Annotated in this window: 14 protein-coding genes; 13 read left to right on the top strand and 1 reads right to left on the bottom strand. The window is 55.0% G+C overall.

Annotated elements, in window-relative coordinates; all coding sequences use genetic code 11:
• Window positions 1–107 precede the first annotated feature (107 nt).
• Both ACI9KD_RS01875 and bfr read left to right on the top strand, forming a co-directional pair.
• Window positions 108–320 carry a bacterioferritin-associated ferredoxin gene (locus ACI9KD_RS01875; RefSeq protein ID WP_414979443.1) on the top strand — a complete coding sequence of 71 codons (213 nt, stop codon included), beginning with the start codon at window positions 108–110 and terminating at the stop codon, window positions 318–320.
• 256 nt (window positions 321–576) lie between these two features.
• Complete coding sequence (gene bfr, locus ACI9KD_RS01880) at window positions 577–1,062, top strand: bacterioferritin (protein WP_414979444.1); 486 nt, start codon at window positions 577–579, stop codon at window positions 1,060–1,062.
• An 85-nt stretch (window positions 1,063–1,147) separates the two neighbouring features.
• Here bfr and grxD read toward each other — a convergent pair whose 3' ends face one another.
• Window positions 1,148–1,468, bottom strand: a complete 321-nt coding sequence (gene grxD, locus ACI9KD_RS01885; protein WP_414979445.1) for a Grx4 family monothiol glutaredoxin — start codon at window positions 1,466–1,468, stop codon at window positions 1,148–1,150.
• A 232-nt stretch (window positions 1,469–1,700) separates the two neighbouring features.
• Here grxD and ACI9KD_RS01890 point away from each other — a divergent pair, with 232 nt between their 5' ends.
• The 11 genes from ACI9KD_RS01890 (at window position 1,701) to ACI9KD_RS01940 (ending at window position 18,209) form a co-directional block, all read left to right on the top strand.
• Complete coding sequence (locus tag ACI9KD_RS01890) at window positions 1,701–2,876, top strand: aspartate aminotransferase family protein (RefSeq protein WP_414979446.1); 1,176 nt, start codon at window positions 1,701–1,703, stop codon at window positions 2,874–2,876.
• Window positions 2,873–3,781, top strand: coding sequence for an ornithine carbamoyltransferase (argF, locus tag ACI9KD_RS01895; protein WP_414979447.1), 909 nt, complete (start codon window positions 2,873–2,875; stop codon window positions 3,779–3,781). The genes ACI9KD_RS01890 and argF overlap by 4 nt, the downstream gene beginning before the upstream one ends.
• Window positions 3,782–4,425: 644 nt before the next feature.
• The gene (locus ACI9KD_RS01900; RefSeq protein WP_414979494.1) at window positions 4,426–7,323 is read left to right on the top strand and encodes a ribonucleoside-diphosphate reductase subunit alpha; all 2,898 of its coding nucleotides are present in this window, start codon (window positions 4,426–4,428) and stop codon (window positions 7,321–7,323) included.
• A gap of 128 nt (window positions 7,324–7,451) precedes the next feature.
• Window positions 7,452–8,762 (top strand): ribonucleotide-diphosphate reductase subunit beta, encoded by a 1,311-nt coding sequence (locus tag ACI9KD_RS01905; protein WP_414979448.1) that lies wholly within the window; start codon window positions 7,452–7,454, stop codon window positions 8,760–8,762.
• A 75-nt stretch (window positions 8,763–8,837) separates the two neighbouring features.
• Window positions 8,838–9,053: a hypothetical protein gene (locus ACI9KD_RS01910; RefSeq protein WP_414979449.1), complete on the top strand. Its 216-nt coding sequence runs from the start codon at window positions 8,838–8,840 to the stop codon at window positions 9,051–9,053.
• 71 nt (window positions 9,054–9,124) lie between these two features.
• Window positions 9,125–9,835 carry a DUF6498-containing protein gene (locus ACI9KD_RS01915; RefSeq protein WP_414979450.1) on the top strand — a complete coding sequence of 237 codons (711 nt, stop codon included), beginning with the start codon at window positions 9,125–9,127 and terminating at the stop codon, window positions 9,833–9,835.
• Window positions 9,836–10,045: 210 nt separating this feature from the next.
• A complete protein-coding gene (gene fadB, locus ACI9KD_RS01920; RefSeq protein WP_414979451.1) occupies window positions 10,046–12,193 on the top strand; it encodes a fatty acid oxidation complex subunit alpha FadB in 2,148 nt (715 codons plus the stop codon).
• Between the two features lie 21 nt (window positions 12,194–12,214).
• Window positions 12,215–13,390 (top strand): acetyl-CoA C-acyltransferase FadA, encoded by a 1,176-nt coding sequence (fadA, locus tag ACI9KD_RS01925; protein ID WP_414979452.1) that lies wholly within the window; start codon window positions 12,215–12,217, stop codon window positions 13,388–13,390.
• A 130-nt stretch (window positions 13,391–13,520) separates the two neighbouring features.
• On the top strand, window positions 13,521–14,543 hold the full coding sequence (locus ACI9KD_RS01930; RefSeq protein WP_414979453.1) for an amidohydrolase family protein: 1,023 nt from the start codon (window positions 13,521–13,523) through the stop codon (window positions 14,541–14,543).
• A 49-nt stretch (window positions 14,544–14,592) separates the two neighbouring features.
• Entirely contained in the window at window positions 14,593–15,417 is an 825-nt protein-coding gene (locus ACI9KD_RS01935) for a cyclase family protein (RefSeq protein WP_414979454.1), read from the top strand.
• 428 nt (window positions 15,418–15,845) lie between these two features.
• Window positions 15,846–18,209: a TonB-dependent receptor gene (locus ACI9KD_RS01940; RefSeq protein ID WP_414979455.1), complete on the top strand. Its 2,364-nt coding sequence runs from the start codon at window positions 15,846–15,848 to the stop codon at window positions 18,207–18,209.
• Window positions 18,210–18,233 lie beyond the last annotated feature (24 nt).

The following is an 18,233-nucleotide window of genomic DNA, read 5'->3' on the forward strand; positions in this document are numbered from 1 at the left end:
GAATTATACCTGAGGCTGGGGCCGCCAGATTGCCTGAGAATAGTATTGACAATGATTCTCATTTGAAATAACTTAAGACTTCCAGTTACCACTAGAGCAGCACCAGCATGTACGTATGCATCTGCAACGGCATTACTGACAAACAGATCCGCAATGCCATCGCCGAGGGCGCAAATTCTTTACAGCACTTGCGTGACGAACTTGGGGTGGCCAGCCAGTGTGGCAGCTGCACGGACCAGGCATTGAGCTTCCTCGAGAACAACCCGACGCAAATACAGTTCGGCCAATCCCTGTTCTACGCAGCAGCGTCATCGGCCTAGCCGCCGCCTCCCTACGAACACCCAGTAGGACTCAACCCAAGCACAGCCCTAGCTCATTGATTGCTAATGCTTTTCATTAGTGTTAGCGACAATTTAACTGGTCTTTGCACGCACTCACCCGCTACACTTTCGCTCCTCACCACGGCGTCGGCCTGACGTGTCTTCGGTCACGCAACACCGGTCATTAATGTGCGCTGCGTCATTACAGAGACGGGGCAGCACTGCAAACATTCTGAAGTAAAAAGGAGCTCCACCCGTGAAAGGCGATCCAAAAGTCATCGAGCATCTCAACCGCATCCTCGGCAATGAACTTGTTGCGATTAACCAGTATTTTCTTCACGCCCGAATGTACAAGGACTGGGGCCTGGTAGAACTGGCTGACCACGAGTATCACGAGTCCATCGATGAGATGAAGCATGCGGATCAACTGATTGAGCGCATTCTGTTTTTGGAGGGACTACCGAACCTTCAGGACCTGGGCAAACTGATGATCGGCGAAAACACGCAGGAAATGCTGGCGAGCGATCTAAAGCTGGAACATATTGCTCACGCGGACTTAAAAGCTGCAGCAGCCTACTGCGAGAGCGTGGGCGACTATGCATCTCGCGATCTGGTCGTCGAAATACTGACAGCCGAAGAAGACCACGTTGACTGGCTGGAAACGCAGCTAAGCCTGATCGACAAAGTGGGTATACAAAATTACTTACAGACGGCCATGAGCACGGTTAAGCCAGTCGCCTGACAGGCTCTACGGCAGGGCCTTTCGGCCCTGCCTACCAATACCGTCAAAGACATATCTAATCGTTACACCTTCAAAACTCACGAAATTAGGCGGCTTCAGACGCTTCGCGTACCAAAGGCTCCAATTCACCCTTCTCATGCATCTCGGTGATGATGTCACAGCCACCAATTAGCTCACCCTTGACCCACAACTGAGGAAAGGTTGGCCAATTGGCGTAAGTAGGCAAATTGGTTCGGATTTCGGGGTTACTGAGAATGTCCACATAGGCGAAGCGCTGGCCACAGGCCATCAATGCCTGCACTACTTTCGCAGAAAAACCGCATTGGGGCTGATTCGGTGACCCCTTCATGTATAGCAGTATTTGATTCTGCTCCACCTGATCCTTGATCTGCTCCATTACGTCCATGCTAAAAACTCCATTAAATATGCGAATGTCCGAGTATTTTACTAGGTTTAGCACGGTGTGCGCCACGGTGATCTCGACACACATAAATTGCCAGGCATTAAAAGAATAGTTATAGTTTTACGCAGGTAGCGTGAGCGCTGCCTTTTTGTTTTTCGGGTTTCGCTGCTTTTTATTGACCTCCGCACCAAGCCTTTAACCGAACCTTTACCTGGGCAACGCCATGTCAGCCTTGATGAATACCTATTCTCCACTGCCCGTGAGCTTTACTCACGGCCAGGCCGCCGAGCTGTTCACTAGCGACGGGCGGAGCTTTCTTGACGGACTGTCGGGTATCGCGGTAACCAATCTGGGACACGCGCACCCTCGCGTGACTGCAGCCATTACTGAACAAACATCAAAGCTGCTGCATTGCTCGAATCTCTATCGCATTGATCTTCAAGAGCGTGTCGGCGAAGAACTCACCCGCCGCGCCGGCATGGAACGCGTCTTCTTTAGTAACTCCGGAGCCGAAGCCAACGAAGCAGCTATTAAGCTTGCCCGCCTGCATGCACACCAACGAGGTATCAGCAGGCCGCAGATAATCGTTCTCGAAGGCGCCTTTCATGGCCGCACACTCGCCGCACTATCCGCCACGGGAAACAGTAAAATTCAGGCCGGCTTTGGGCCCCTGGTCGAAGGCTTCCTGCGTGCGCCTCGCAATGATCTAAAAGCGCTTCATGAATTTGCACAGCGCCACAGTGATATCGCTGCACTGATGCTGGAACCTGTTCAGGGAGAGAGTGGAATACACCCCTTGGACCTGGACTATCTCAGCGCTGCGGCAGCGCTGTGCAAAGAAAAGGGCTGGCTCCTGATCTTCGACGAAGTGCAGTCGGGGAACGGCCGCACCGGTAGCTACTTCTACTACCAGCAGACGAGCATCACTCCCGATATTGTCAGCACTGCCAAAGCTCTGGGGAACGGAGTACCCATCGGCGCCTGCCTGGCCCGAGGCGAGGCCGCTCAGACCTTCGCCCCGGGACATCACGGCTCGACCTACGGCGGAAACCCTCTAGCTTGTGCCGCCGCCGGCGCCGTACTGGAATCACTCGCAGCAGAGCAGCTGCAAGAAAGAGCCCAACCGCTGGGGCAGCTTATCGAGTCGAGCTTTCGACAGGCCTTGAATCATCAGGACGCGGTCAGCCAATACCGCCGCGCAGGATTAATGATAGGCATCGAGCTCAAACACGATTGCGGCGCATTAGTGGCCCAAGCGTTGGAAGCGGGATTACTTATCAACGTCACCGCTGGGCGAACGATCAGACTTCTTCCACCGTTGGTGATGACGGACGACCAAGGGCGCCAGCTGGGTGAAACTCTGGCAAGCGTCGTAGACCACTGGCTGACCAGTGAGGCAGGTATCGCGTGAGCACACAGCATTTCTTAACGCTCCAGGACATCTCCCCCCAGGAGCTGGATGCGCTTATAGATCGCGCCATTGAACTCAAAGCAGCGCATCGTGCCGGAGATTCTTCACCACAGTTCCCGGGGAGTGTCATGGCGATGATTTTCGCAAAGTCGTCGACGCGCACACGGGTGTCTTTTGAGTCCGGCATGGCTCAGATGGGGGGACATGCCATGTTTCTCTCCCCGGGAGATACACAACTCGGTCGCGGAGAGCCCATAGAAGATAGTGCCCGGGTCATTTCCTCCATGGTCGACATTGTCATGATCCGCACCTTTGGTCATGACATCGTCGAGCGCTTCGCTGCGCATTCCAGTGTCCCGGTCATCAACGCGCTCACCGATGACTTCCACCCCTGCCAGCTGCTGGCTGACATGCAAACCTATCGAGAGCACCGCGGCTCGATTCAAGGGAAGACCGTTTGCTGGCTGGGTGATGGCAACAATATGTGCCACTCCTATATCAATGCAGCCCGGCAATTCGACTTTCGGTTGCATATCGCCTGCCCGAAAGGCTTCGAACCTCGTGCCGACCTGGTGAGCAATAACAGCGACCGAGTGACGGTGTTTTATGACGCACAACGCGCTGTCGAAGGCGCCTCTCTACTGGTTACAGACGTGTGGGCGTCTATGGGTCAGGAAGAGGAGCAGGCGCGCCGCGCTGCCGCCATGGCTCCCTTCCAGCTAAACGCCTCATTGCTGGCAGAGGCCGCGCCCGATGCGTTGTATATGCATTGCCTGCCAGCCCATCGTGACGAGGAAATTAGCGCCGAGTTGATGGACGCAGCAGATGCGGTTATCTGGGATGAAGCCGAAAACCGATTGCATGCTCAAAAAGCCCTCATAGAGCGACTTCTTCGAGGCGCTTGAGCCCCAGAAATTGACGACCAAATAACTAGGCCGTATAGCGAGCGAGCTGGTTAGAATAAATCGGTCCAAAGCATCACCGCCCCCACACAGCCGTCGCAACCGCGTGTGTTTTGGGGTTTACTGGGCCTCTGGGGTTAGTGAGCACAGACATCACACGCTTCACACAAGTTATCCACAAGATAAACTCAGACTAAGCCGCTTGCTTTCCCTCGGATAGCGCTTTATCTTGTAGGTCGTCGGTGACATCAACCCTATATCTAGCGTTTCAGGCCACACTGTGTATCGCATTTCGAACAGCAAGCTTCTCAAATTTGCTCAAGTAGCGCGTTGCGATGTAACGGGAGAGGCTCGGGCATTAATAAAAGTGAATAACGACCCCGAAGTAGATCGTAAATACCTAGAAATTGATCCGAAAATCAACAAAAGTGGAAAAACACAATATCGCACCCATGTCCTATAGGGCTTAGCGCGATAGGGGCTAATATTCCCTAAAAATTCACTAAATGGGCGCCAAAATCCCAAAAATTCGAAAAAAAGCATTAGCAACGAGTGCCAACAAGATATTCAAGGCGCGACACAGTGCCAAAGAACAAAAGTAAGCCAAAAAGAGTTAACAAAGTTTAAAGGAGTGAACACGAGTGACCATGCAAACCAGCCAAGGCAGGGCAGCAACTCTCACCGATAACGTGACAGAAACAAAGGCAGCGAACGTGAGCGGCAGCGCTGCCGCAATTAAAGCCGAGCTAACGGCGACCGCGCCCGGACAACTGCGCGTGATCAAACGAAACGGCACTGTCGTATCGTTTGAGGCCAGCAAGATCTCCGTCGCCATCACTAAAGCGTTTCTTGCGGTCGAGGGCGGCACGGCCGCAGCCTCTAGCCGTATCCATGAAACCGTAGCCAAGCTGACCGAGATGGTCACGGCGACGTTCAAGCGACGCATGCCATCCGGTGGCACCATCCATATTGAGGATGTGCAAGACCAGGTAGAACTGTCCCTGATGCGCGCTGGCGAGCACAAGATCGCGCGCGACTATGTGATTTACCGAGAGCAGCAATCTGTGAAACGCGCCGCGCGACAGTCTCTCTCTGCCGAGACCCAACAGGCCGCAGATCGCATCAATGTTGTTCAGTTGGACGGCAGCAAAGCGCCGCTGGATCTGGAGCGCCTACATATTATTGTCAGCGAGGCCTGCGCCGGACTCGAAGATGTCTCCGAAGCACGTATCCTCGACGAAGCGCTTCGCAATCTCTATGACGGCGTGAGCATGCAGGAACTATCCATATCCCTGGTTATCACGGCGCGCACACTGATTGAGCAGGAGCCGAACTACACCTACGCTTCAGCGCGTCTTCTGTGTGACAACCTACGTACAGAGTCCCTCACTTTTCTTGGCGTGGCAGAAAGCGCGACCCAAGGCGACATGGAGACCCTTTACCCCAAAGCCCTGGCAGCGTACATCGCACGAGGTGTTGAGCTCGAGTTACTGGACCCGACACTGGCCGACTACGATCTTGAGCAGATGGGCGCCGCGATACTTGCAGAGCGCGACCTACAATTCACGTACCTGGGGCTGCAGACACTTTACGACCGTTACTTTATTCACAGCGACGAAGTACGCATCGAACTGCCACAAATCTTTTTCATGCGCGTCGCCATGGGCCTCGCCGTAGAAGAAGAGCAGCGTGAAGCGCGAGCGATAGAGTTCTATCGATTGCTGTCTTCCTTTGATTACATGAGCTCTACGCCGACCTTGTTCAACGCCGGGACACTGCGGCCGCAGCTATCCTCCTGCTACCTGACAACTGTGCCCGATGATCTCTACGGCATATACGGCGCGATTCAAGACAACGCCATGCTCTCCAAGTTTGCCGGAGGTCTGGGTAACGACTGGACTCCAGTGCGCGCGTTGGGCTCTTATATTAAAGGCACCAATGGCAAATCTCAGGGTGTTGTCCCCTTCCTCAAGGTCGTCAACGATACGGCCGTCGCGGTAAACCAAGGCGGCAAGCGCAAGGGGGCGGTGTGCTCTTATCTCGAAACCTGGCACATGGATATCGAGGAGTTCGTCGAATTACGTAAGAACACCGGCGACGATCGGCGACGTACCCACGACATGAACACCGCCAACTGGATTCCCGACCTCTTTATGAAGCGGGTATTCGACGATGGTGATTGGACGCTGTTTTCACCCAACGATGTGCCCGATCTCCACGACCTCTACGGCAAAGCCTTTGAAGAGCGTTACAGCGCCTACGAAACCATGGCCGCAAGCGGCGATCTCAAGTACTTCAAGACGGTCAGAGCCCAAAACCTGTGGCGCAAAATGCTCGGCATGTTGTTCGAAACAGGCCACCCCTGGATGACGTTCAAGGATCCTTGCAACCTGCGCAGCCCTCAGCAACACGTTGGCGTCGTTCACTCCTCGAATTTGTGTACAGAAATCACACTGAACACCAGCGCCGACGAAATCGCTGTGTGTAACTTAGGTTCAATCAACCTGCCTCAGCACATCGACGAGAATGGCCTGAACCTTGAGAAACTCGAGCAGACCGTTCGCACCGCTGTGCGCATGCTCGATAACGTGATCGACATTAACTACTACTCGGTCGATACCGCACGCAACTCGAACTTCCGTCATCGCCCTGTGGGCCTGGGACTGATGGGCTTCCAGGACGCGCTCTACAAGCAGCACATTGCTTACGGATCTAATGACGCCGTCGAGTTTGCCGACCGCTCTATGGAGGCTATCAGCTATTACGCCATTGAGGCATCTAGCAACCTGGCCGCTGAGCGCGGCTCCTACGCCAGCTACGAAGGCTCACTCTGGAGCCAAGGCATTTTGCCCATCGACTCACTGAGCCGGCTGGTTGAAGAGCGCGGTAGCGACTACATCAAGGTCGATAGCTCCATGACCCTGGACTGGGCGACACTTCGAGAGTCCGTCAAGGCTCGCGGAATGCGCAACTCCAATGTCATGGCCATCGCACCCACCGCGACAATCGCCAATATCACCGGTGTATCACAGTCCATCGAGCCGACGTACCAAAACCTCTACGTGAAATCGAATCTCTCCGGAGAATTCACCGTGGTCAACCCGTACCTCGTCAACGACCTGAAGTCCCGGGGATTGTGGGATAGCGTGATGGTCAACGATCTCAAGTATTACGATGGCAGTGTCCAGTCCATCGAGAGAATTCCGGCAGACTTGCGAGTGATCTATTCAAACGCGTTTGAAGTTGAGCCAAAATGGATCGTCGAGTGTGCGAGTCGTCGTCAGAAATGGATTGATCAGGCACAGTCACTGAACCTGTACATCAACAACGCGAGCGGCAAGAAACTGGACATCACGTATCGCATGGCTTGGTACAGCGGCCTCAAGACGACGTATTACTTGCGCTCTTTGGCCGCCACGGGCACCGAAAAGTCGACCATTGATACCGGCCAGCTTAATGCAGTGTCTTCGAGCGCCGAACCAGCGCCGGCTCCAGTACCAAAAGCATGTTCACTGGATGAACCGGACTGCGAAGCCTGCCAGTAAAGTCCAAAGACCGGTCGATAGCGGCAAAGAACTAAGGGTACGCGCCGAGTTGCGGTACCCGCTAAATAGAACAACCGTGGTCGCTGTGGGGGCGGCCATATAACGGTTATACGAGAAGGAGTGACCTCATGTTGAATTGGGATGATTACCACGCTGAAGACAGTGGCAACACTGCCATGGCAGAAGCGGTGGCAGCAAATCTCGCAGAGATTAAAGCAGCAGAAGCAGCCGAGGCAGCGCAAGCTGCGGTGGTAAGCGCACCTGTTGAAACCGCAGTCGAGGCTCCCGTTGTAGCGACTCAAGCTGCTCCGGCCGGCGAGGTAGAACTGACGCCAGAAGCCAAAGCAAATATTGATGCTGCCGCAGAGGCGCTGCGCAGTCTGGATCTCGCGGCAGGCCTGGAAGAGCTGGAAATGGGCGCGTCGCGCGTATCTATTGATGAAAAGGCCATGATCAACTGCCGAGCAGACCTTAATCAGCTCGTGCCGTTCAAATACGACTGGGCGTGGCAGAAGTATCTCGACGGCTGTGCGAACCACTGGATGCCACAGGAAGTCAACATGACCGCCGATGTGGCCACCTGGAAAAACCCTGAAGGGCTTACGGATGATGAGCGTCGTATTATCGAGCGTAGCCTGGGCTACTTCTCTACCGCAGACTCGCTGGTAGCCAACAACTTAGTGCTCGCGGTGTATCGTCTGATCACCAACCCCGAGTGCCGGCAGTACCTGCTGCGTCAGGCCTTTGAAGAAGCCATCCACACGCACGCTTACCAGTACTGCATCGAATCTCTGGGCATGGACGAAGGCGCAGTCTTTAACATGTACCGCGAAGTACCCTCGGTCGCTAAAAAAGCCGCCTGGAGCCTGAGCAAGACCCATGAGTTGTCAGACCCTAACTTCAACACAGGGACCACGGAGTCGGATCAGACGCTGCTGCGAAACCTCATTGGCTTTTATGCAGTCACCGAAGGCATCTTCTTCTACTGCGGGTTCACACAGATTCTCTCTATGGGTCGACGCAACAAGATGACCGGCGTTGCCGAGCAATTCCAGTACATCCTGCGTGACGAGTCCATGCACCTGAACTTCGGCATCGATGTAATCAACCAGATTAAGCTCGAGAATCCGCATCTCTGGACAGAAGAGTTCAAGCAAGAAGCCATTCTAATGATTCTGGAAGGCACGCAGCTTGAGATCGAATACGCCCGAGACACCATGCCCCGCGGCGTATTGGGCATGAATGCGGCAATGATGGAGGAGTATCTCCAGTTCATCGCCAATCGCCGACTCTCGCAGATTGGGCTTCCGGAGCAGTTCCCTGGTGCTCAAAACCCCTTCCCGTGGATGAGCGAGATCATGGACCTGCGCAAAGAGAAGAACTTCTTCGAAACACGGGTAATCGAGTATCAGACGGGTGGCGCCCTGTCTTGGGATTGAGTGCGAGCATGGCTGTCGGCGGCACACGCCGGCAGCCTCTTTGAATCATTCCAGCAGTTCACTGCGAGATATGACATGAAAGACGATCAACAAGAATCAGAGCTAGAACAAGAACAAGAACAAGACCGCAATGATAACGAGACCATTCTCATGGCTCTGGATCAGATCAGTCAGACGATTGATGTCATGACTAGCGTAGTGGGCAGGCTCCGGCACTTCGTGCAAGAACAAGAGGTCACCGAAGACAGGGAAGTCAGTGAAGCCATGCGCCCCGGACGAACATTGCACTAAGCAACACTCTTTAAAACAGGGCAGGAGCTGACAAGCTATGCCCTGATAGCTAACACAGGCGGGGCGCCTCCATGCCAAGCATGAGTCCCCAGAGCGACCCGACCCTCAGCGAACAGCAGACTCCTATCTATCAGGGTCGCCGCAGGCGACTCAATCTCGCTCTACTCACCGCGGTCAATCTGCTCCCACTTCTGGGCGTGCTGTTCTTTGACTGGGACGTGGGCGCGCTCATCATTCTCTACTGGTCAGAAAACCTCGTTCTCGGCGCCTACAACATTCTCAAGATGGCCAGCGTTGGCGGTCTCACCGCCGTTTTCCCATCGCTGTTTTTCCTTCTCCATTACGGTGCGTTCTGCGCCGTGCACGGATTTTTCATCCTCAGCCTTCTGTTCGACGTCCCTCCGGCTTTTGGTGACGATCCGCCCTGGCCGCTGTTTTTAGTATTCCTGCAAATGCTCCTTGATGTTATAGAGCAAGTGTTTGCCCTGGCTCCCACTGAGTGGTTCATCGCCTTCGTTGGCCTGCTCATTAGCCACGGATACTCGTTTGTCAGTAACTTTTTGATCGGCGACGAGCGGGCTTCAGCGACGGTCAATGGCTTGATGGCAGCGCCCTACAAACGCATCGTGATACTCCACGTGACCATCATCGCCGGGGGCTTTGCCATCATGTCCCTTGGCCAGCCCTTGTTCCTGCTAATCGTTCTCGTGGGGCTCAAGACCAGCATAGATATCGGACTGCATGTCCGTGAGCATAAACAAGCCAGGCGAACTGATCAGTAAAACCGCCCCTACGCGGCTCCAGTGCGGGGCTGCTTATATTGACAGTGAACACATGCAAGAGGATCATACGCAGCCTACAATCCGGTCCGACCTGGCAACAGCAGGTAACTTTTCGAACAAGCTGCGGTCTTAGAATCCGTGTGTTACAGATATGTCACAAGCGACCGACAAAGGCCTGCACATGCAGGCGCTCACCACAGGAATCACGCCATGATCTACCAGAGCGATGCGATTACGCTCCGCCGTCACGACAACGGCATACTCGAGATGCAATTCGACCTCAAGGGCGAATCAGTCAATAAATTTAACCAACTCACGGTGCAGTGTCTTACCGAGACACTGGATGCTCTTGATAAAGAGTCAGATGTCCGTGGTCTACTGGTCACCAGCGGCAAACGCGTATTTATCGTCGGCGCGGATATCACTGAATTCACGGCGATGTTTGATGCCACGGTAGAAGAGATTCAAGCCTTTTCTGGCGGCCAGAACGCTAACTTCAACCGTCTGCAGAATCTGCCCTTCCCCACCGTTGCCGTTATTAATGGCTTCGCCATGGGCGGCGGATTAGAGATCTGCCTTGCCTGCGACCTGCGTGTCATGAGCACCGCAGCCAAAGTCGGTTTGCCCGAGACCAAGCTGGGCATCCTTCCCGGCTGGGGTGGCACGGTTCGTTTGCCACGCATCATCGGTGTCGACGAAGCCGTTATGTGGATAGCGACCGGCAAGGAGCACAGCGCTGAAGCTGCGATTAAAGCAGGCGCTGTTGACGCTATCGCCGCTCCGGAGCAGCTTCATGATGTGGCGATGACCACGCTGGAATCAGCTATCGCCGGCAAACTGAACATCGAAGCCAGGCGCAGCGCCAAGAGCTCGCCTCTACCTCTTAACGACACCGAAGCGATGATGGCTTTCTTCACCATCAAGTCGATGATTGCCCAGCAAGCTGGCAAAAATTATCCTGCCCCTATTAAGGTCGTAGAAGTCATCGAAGCCGCACGTGGCATGGGCTTGGAAGACGCGCTGAAAGTAGAGAGCGCCGGCTTTGCCGAACTGGCCAAGACTGATGTTGCCGCCGCCATGGTGGGTTTGTTCCTCAACGACCAGCTGCTGGCGAAGACCGCCAAAGGCTGGGAGAAAAAAGCCGACAAGCCCATCGCCCGCGCTGCCGTCCTTGGAGCAGGCATCATGGGTGGCGGTATCGCCTACCAGAGCTCGCTCAAAGGCGTGCCCATCAAAATGAAGGACATCGCGCAAGCCGGCCTGGATCTGGGTCTGGCTGAAGCGAACAAACTGTTGGCCAAGCGGGTGTCCCGGGATCGCATGACTGCCGAAAAGATGGGTGAAGTGCTTAACAACATCGACCCCACCCTCACCTACGAAGGCTTTGATTCCGTCGATATCGTGGTCGAAGCCGTGGTGGAAAACCCCAAGGTGAAGCACGCGGTACTGGCAGAGGCCGAAAAGCACATCGGTCCCGATACCGTGCTGGCCTCTAATACCTCAACGATTTCTATCGATTTTCTTGCCGAAGCCCTAGAGCGTCCCGAGAACTTCTGTGGCATGCACTTCTTTAACCCCGTCCATGCCATGCCGCTGGTTGAGGTGATTCGCGGTGCGAAGACCTCCGATACCGCTATCGCTCGCACCGTGGCCTATGCAAACCGCATGGGCAAAAAAGCCGTCGTAGTGAACGACTGCCCAGGATTTCTCGTGAATCGTGTGCTTTTCCCCTACTTCGACGGCTTCTCAAAACTGGTTCGCGATGGCGCGGACTTCCAGGCTGTAGACAAGGTCATGGAGCGCTGGGGCTGGCCCATGGGTCCTGCTTACCTGTCTGACGTGGTTGGCATCGACACCGGTGTCCACGCTGCCGGCGTTATGGCCGAAGGCTTCCCGGACCGCATGAAGATGGATTTCAAAACGGCTACCGAAACAATGTTCGAGAATAATCGCCTTGGTCAGAAGAACGGCAAGGGCTTTTACGAGTACGTCATGGACAAGCGTGGCAAGCCCAAGAAAACCGTCTCCCAGGAGACCTACGAACTGATCGCACCCATCACGGCAGAACGAAAGGAATTTGAGCGCGACGAAATCATCTCGCGAATGATGCTCCCCATGTGCACAGAGCTGGCTCGCTGCGTCGAAGAAGGCATCGTCGGCTCCGCCGCCGAAGCAGATCTGGCGCTGCTGTACGGTATCGGCTTTCCACCCTTTCGCGGCGGTGTATTCCGCTGGATGGATTCCGTCGGTCTTGCACACATTGCACAGCAGTCCGAAAAGTTTGCCCACCTTGGCAAAGCCTATGAACTGACCGACGGTATGCGCGCCAAACTCGCCGCCGGCGAGACTTACTACTAAGCGCACAGGGAGAATATTGAGATGAGTGTTAATCCAAGAGACGCGGTCATCGTCGACTACGCCCGCAGCGCCATGGGCCGATCGAAGAATGGCTGTTTTCGCAACGTTCGCGCGGACGATTTGTCCGTCGCGGTCATCAAGGGCCTTCTGGCTCGTAACCAAAAGCTGGATCCTGCCGAGATCGACGACCTGATCTGGGGCTGCGTACTTCAGCGCGGTGAGCAGGGCATGAACCTGGCTCGCATGCTCGTACTGGGCGCACAACTGCCGTTCACCATTCCTGCACAGACCGTTAACCGGCTGTGTGGGTCATCTATGTCTGCGCTGCACACCGCAGCGGCGAGCATTATGGCGGGTCTGGGTGATGTCTACCTGGTGGGTGGTGTGGAGCATCTGGGCCACCTGCCCATGATGGATGATGTGGACGTGAATCCCCGCATGGGTCTTAACGTGGCTAAGGCTGCCGGCATGATGGGCATGACCGCCGAATATCTGGCTCTGATGCACGGTGTTAGCCGCGAAGATCAGGACAAGATGGGCGTTCGCTCACACCAGTTGGCTCACCAGGCCACCGAAGCGGGCAAATTTGCCCGGGAAATCATTCCCGTAGAAGGGCATGACGCTCAAGGCGGCCTCATCGCCGTGGAGCGCGATGAGACCATCCGTCCCGAAACGACCATGGAAAGTCTGGCGCAGTTGCCACCGGCCTTTAACCCTCAAGGTGGTACGGTCACCGCCGGTCAGTCCTCTCAGATTTCGGATGGCGCCTCGGCAATGCTCGTGATGTCTTACGAAAAAGCGCAAGCGCTGGGCTTTAAGCCCATCGCAAAGATCAACGCCATGACTACAGCGGGCGTAGATCCATCCATCATGGGTTACGGCCCGGTTCCTTCTACGCAAAAAGCGCTGAAGAAGCTGGGCTTGACGATGCAGGACATCGAGATGGTTGAGCTAAACGAGGCCTTTGCCGCACAAGCACTGCCAGTACTCAAGGATCTTGAGCTCCTTGACGACATGGAAGACAAAGTGAATGTTCACGGCGGCGCTATCGCCCTCGGACACCCCTTTGGCTGCTCCGGCACGCGTATCACGGGTTCTTTGCTCACGGTCATGCAGGACCGGGATCAGACACTCGGTATATCCACTATGTGTATCGGTCTGGGTCAGGGCATCACGACGGTTCTCGAACGGATCTGATTCCCGCTCTAAGCAACTGACACCCTTGCAAGATATTGAACGGCCTCTACTATGAGGCCGTTTTTCGTTGTGTCTTGACCTTAGCCACGATGACTCCAAAAGCCAAAAAAAGAACCATAAGGAGACCGGCATGGATTTGTTTCACGAAGACCACCCCGCATGGCTAGCGCAGGTAGATGAGGCCATTATCGATCCCGAGCAGGCCATCATTGATCCTCATCACCACCTTTGGCCGGACATGATGGGCGACATCTACAACGTCGACGAGCTGGCTCTGGACACAAGCGCGGGCCACAAGGTTATCGGCACCCTGTTTATAGAATGCGGTACCTGTTACCGGGAAGACGGACCCGAACAGGAAAAGCCCCTGGGCGAAACCGAGTACGTGCTGGCACAGGCCGCGCGAATCAAGGCGCTCAATCTTGGTGCTCCCATTCTCGGCATGGTGGGTCATATTGATCTTCGCGACACCAGCACGCTCGATGCCACCCTCGACCAGCATATTGCGCTTGCCGGTGATTTTTTTAAGGGCATACGCCATGCTGGCGCCAGCGCCCGAGAAGAAGATCGAGAGAGCCTGCTCATTCCCGGAGCTGCCCCCGGCGATCTTTACTTGCTGCCCGAGTTTCAAGCGGGCGTGCGGCGCCTCGGCGAACGGGGCCTGTCCTACGATACCTGGCATTACCATTACCAACTGGGTGACTACATTGCCCTCGCCAAAGCTTGTCCGGATACCACAATGATCCTCGATCACTTCAGCACGCCGCTGGGTGTGGGTAGCTTTGCGGGGCAACACGACGCGATATTCGATAGCTGGAAGGATGAGATGCGTGAGCTAAGCAGCTGCCCTAACGTTTTTCTTAAGCTGGGGGGCCTCGCCATGCCCGACAATGGCTTTGGCTGGCATCTGGCCGAGCGGCCACCGACATCAGACGAGCTGCTAGACGCGCAAGGTCGATGGTACAAGCATGCGCTGGACTGTTTCGGGCCGTCACGCTGCATGTTCGAAAGTAACTTTCCCGTGGATCGACTGTCCCTGTCCTATGCGGTGTACTACAACGCGATGAAGAAGCTGGCGGCGGATTTTTCTGCCGATGAGAAAGACGCGCTGTTTGCAGGCACGGCCCGCCGTGTCTACCGACTCATTCACTAAGTCGTTCATTCAGTCAACAAGCACTATTGATCCAAGGCGGAGAACAGCGATGAGTACTGATCCAGCGATGCAGACTGCCGAGCTTCTCAAGAATCCCAAACGGCGCATCGTCGATCTCTCTATACCCATAGAGAACGACGTGGCCTCGGATCCCGAGCCCTTTCGACCAAAGGTCACCTACCATCGTCATGATGACACCCACGACCAGCTCATGTCGTTTTTTCCGGGGCTTGAGAAAAGTGATCTGCCCGATGGCGAAGCCTGGGCCGTAGAAGAGGTCCAACTCAACACGCACAACGGCACCCACATGGACGCGCCCTGGCATTACCACTCGACCATGGATGGCGGTGATCCAGCCTGGACTATCGACCAGGCCCCCTTGGACTGGTGCTTTAGAGCCGGCTTGAAGCTGGACTTTAGACACTTTGAAGACGGCTACGTCGCAACGGCCGCAGATGTAGAGTCGGAGCTCGCGCGCATGAACTATGAACTGCAGCCGCTGGACATCGTTGTAGTTAACACCAGTGCCGGCACCGCCTACGGCGATCCGGACTATATCCACCGCGGCTGCGGTATGGGTCGCGAAGCGACGCTCTATCTGACTGAGCGAGGCGTACGTGTTGTGGGCACAGATGCTTGGTCCTGGGACGCGCCGTTTTTACACACCGCACGGAAGTTTGCCGAGTCAAAAGATCCATCGATTATCTGGGAAGGCCACAAGGCTGGACGCGATATTGGGTATTTCCAAATGGAAAAACTGCATCAACTCGAGGTACTCCCAGACCATGGCTTTGAGATCTCTTGTTTCCCGGTGAAAATCAAAGGCGCATCTGCGGGCTGGACTCGCGCCGTCGCCATTCTCCGCGATGCATAGGATCCGCTTCTTCCTGCCTTAACTCGCAGCCTCCGGCACAATATTGATTGCACACTAGCTGCGAGCCGGACAGCGCAACTTAAACAGCCGAGGCCGCATCGTGCATTAAGCACATTCATGCGTCCCTCGCCAGAAATTTTTCATATAAAACATTCACTAAGCCATCACTTTATTGGTGTTTTAATATGGCAAGCCCGTCGTGAAACCGTTAAAATTCAACAACGCAGTTGGGCCAACCCAACACAGTCAATAAGAGCGATAACAGCTACTACACAGCAACGTGATGCAGATACGAGACAGGCTCAATCCCGACTCCGCGCGAGGCTCTTTGAGCCCGGGCTTTGCTGCACCTTGCTTTTGCCTGTCCGTTTAGACAGCACACAAAAATTAAAAAAAATACTCGCAAGATACTAAAAAGGATGCGCCCCATGAGTTCACAGAAATCAATAAAACACGCTGCACCGCGCTTATCGAAAAAACCCCTGGTCGCCGCACTGGCAACTTTGTTAGCCGGCGGTGCCCTATCAGCTATGACCCAGGCTCAGGAACAACCCCAACGCCGGATCGGCTCTGCCTCGCTCCTTGAGGAAGTCGTGGTTACCGCTCGGAAGCGCGAAGAAGGCTCGCAGGATGTACCGCTCTCGATTTCGGCATTTAACTCCGATCAAATCGAAGCGCTCAAAATTCGGGACCTGACAAGCCTGTCGGTAGGCATGCCCAACGTAGCGCTGGACGACGTAGGCACGACTCGCGGCACCGCTAACTTCTCTATTCGTGGCCTGGGTATCAGCGCCTCCATCCCCTCTATTGATCCCACGGTTGGTGTGTTTGTCAACGGCGTGTATCTGGGTGTAAACAACGGCATTATCTTTGACGTCTTTGATCTGGAAAGTATCGAAGTTCTTCGCGGCCCCCAGGGCGTACTCTTTGGTCGTAACGTGACCGGCGGCGCGGTTTTGATGAACACCAAAAAGCCCGGCGAAGAATTTGAAGGTACCGCCCGCGTTGCCGTCGACGGCGGTGGAGAAGGTGGCTTGAACTACTACGCCATGGGCACCATAGGCGGCCCCGTGACCGACACTCTGGGCTTGAAATTGACGGCCTATTACAACGAAGACGAAGGTTACTTCCAGCGCGATGCCTTCGAGCCTAATGGCGTTACCCAGGAGGATGTGGGCGCCGTTGAGCAAACCATGATTCGACCTACCTTGGTATGGACACCGACTGACTCTTCAGAGCTCGTAATTCGCTACGAATACACAGATATCTCCGGCGACGGCGCCGTGGCCCAGTCGCACACCAATGGCCGAGGACTGCCTGGTCAGGTACTGAACTTTGATCGCGAAGGATTTGGCAACAGCAACGATTTTATTGGTTATCAGAACATCGAAACCGACTTTTTAACCGTTGAATACAATCAGGCAGTCAGCCTCGGTGACGGTACTGTCACAGCGATTTACGGCTGGAGAGACTCCACTTCCGAATCAGGCAGCGATATCGATGCACAACCAATCTGGGCATTCCACTCGGCGGCCTGGCTGGACACCGAGCAGGACAGCCTGGAACTGCGCTACAACGGCCAGTTTGGCAACGTGAACTTCACTACCGGTGCCTATTGGTTCCAAAACGATCTCAGCTATCACGAGCGTCGTAATCTTAACGGTGCAGCGCTTGGGAATCAGGCTCCGCTGATTATCCAGGACGGCGGCGGTCTATACGGCGTTGAAACCCTAGGTCTGTTTGTCGCCGCGGACTACGAGATCACCGACCGACTCACCTTGACCGCAGGCCTGCGTTACACAGATGAAGAAAAATACGCTGATATCGCCTCGCTGGCGGCGAACCAAAGCATCGAGGACGCGTTCTTTGGTATTGCCACGCCAGAAATCAATTACTTAGTCGATAATCGCTGCAACCTTGTCGATCGCAGCGAGGGTTTCGATTCCTGTCCCTTTGACTTCAATGGTCAGGATGACTGGCAGACCTGGTCACCCAAAGTCGGCGCAAGCTATGCACTGACAGACGAGGCACAGATCTATGGTCACTGGTCACGAGGCTTCCGCTCCGGTGGTTACAACCTCCGTAACACCACTCCGGCGTTCACACCTGAGGCTTTTGACGAAGAGCAGGTGGACAACTTCGAGCTGGGCTACAAGTCACAGCAATCCTGGGGTCGCCTGAACGCGGCGTTCTTCTACACTCAGGTTGACGATATGCAGCGTGAGATCAACTTCGCTGACCCCAATGCCGGTGTGGTACAGATCATCCGCAACAGCGCCAATGCCACGCTTTGGGGTGTTGAGCTCGACGGCACCTTCCCTCTGACGGACAACCTCGTGATGCTGGCTTCCTTTGGCTACATCGATGCCAGCTATGACGACGTATTCTTTGACCTGACTCAGGATGGCGTTATTGATGGTGACGAATTGGCCCTCGGCCTGCCTCGCGCACCAGAAGTCACCTACAGCCTCGGGTTCAACTACGACATGGAAATCGGTAGCTGGGGCTATGCATCTGCACGCATCAACTACGCGTACCGCGATGAAGTCTTCTTTACCGATGACAATCTGGGCTTCATCAACGAGCAGGAGATCCTGGACGCGGGTGTAGACTTTTACTCTAACGACGGCGGCTGGGTCTTCTCACTCTATGGTCGCAACATGTTGGACTCGGTCAGGCATGGTGGAGACACGCAGCTGTCCGCAACCATCGCTGGCGCACCTGCCGGCGGAACGTTCTCACCGTTGATGCGTGGTCAGACCTACGGTGCAGAGGTGACCTACAACTTCTAATCGCCCACAAGCGATTATTGAACC

The organism is Congregibacter sp., from assembly GCF_047617445.1.
GTDB lineage: Bacteria > Pseudomonadota > Gammaproteobacteria > Pseudomonadales > Halieaceae > Congregibacter.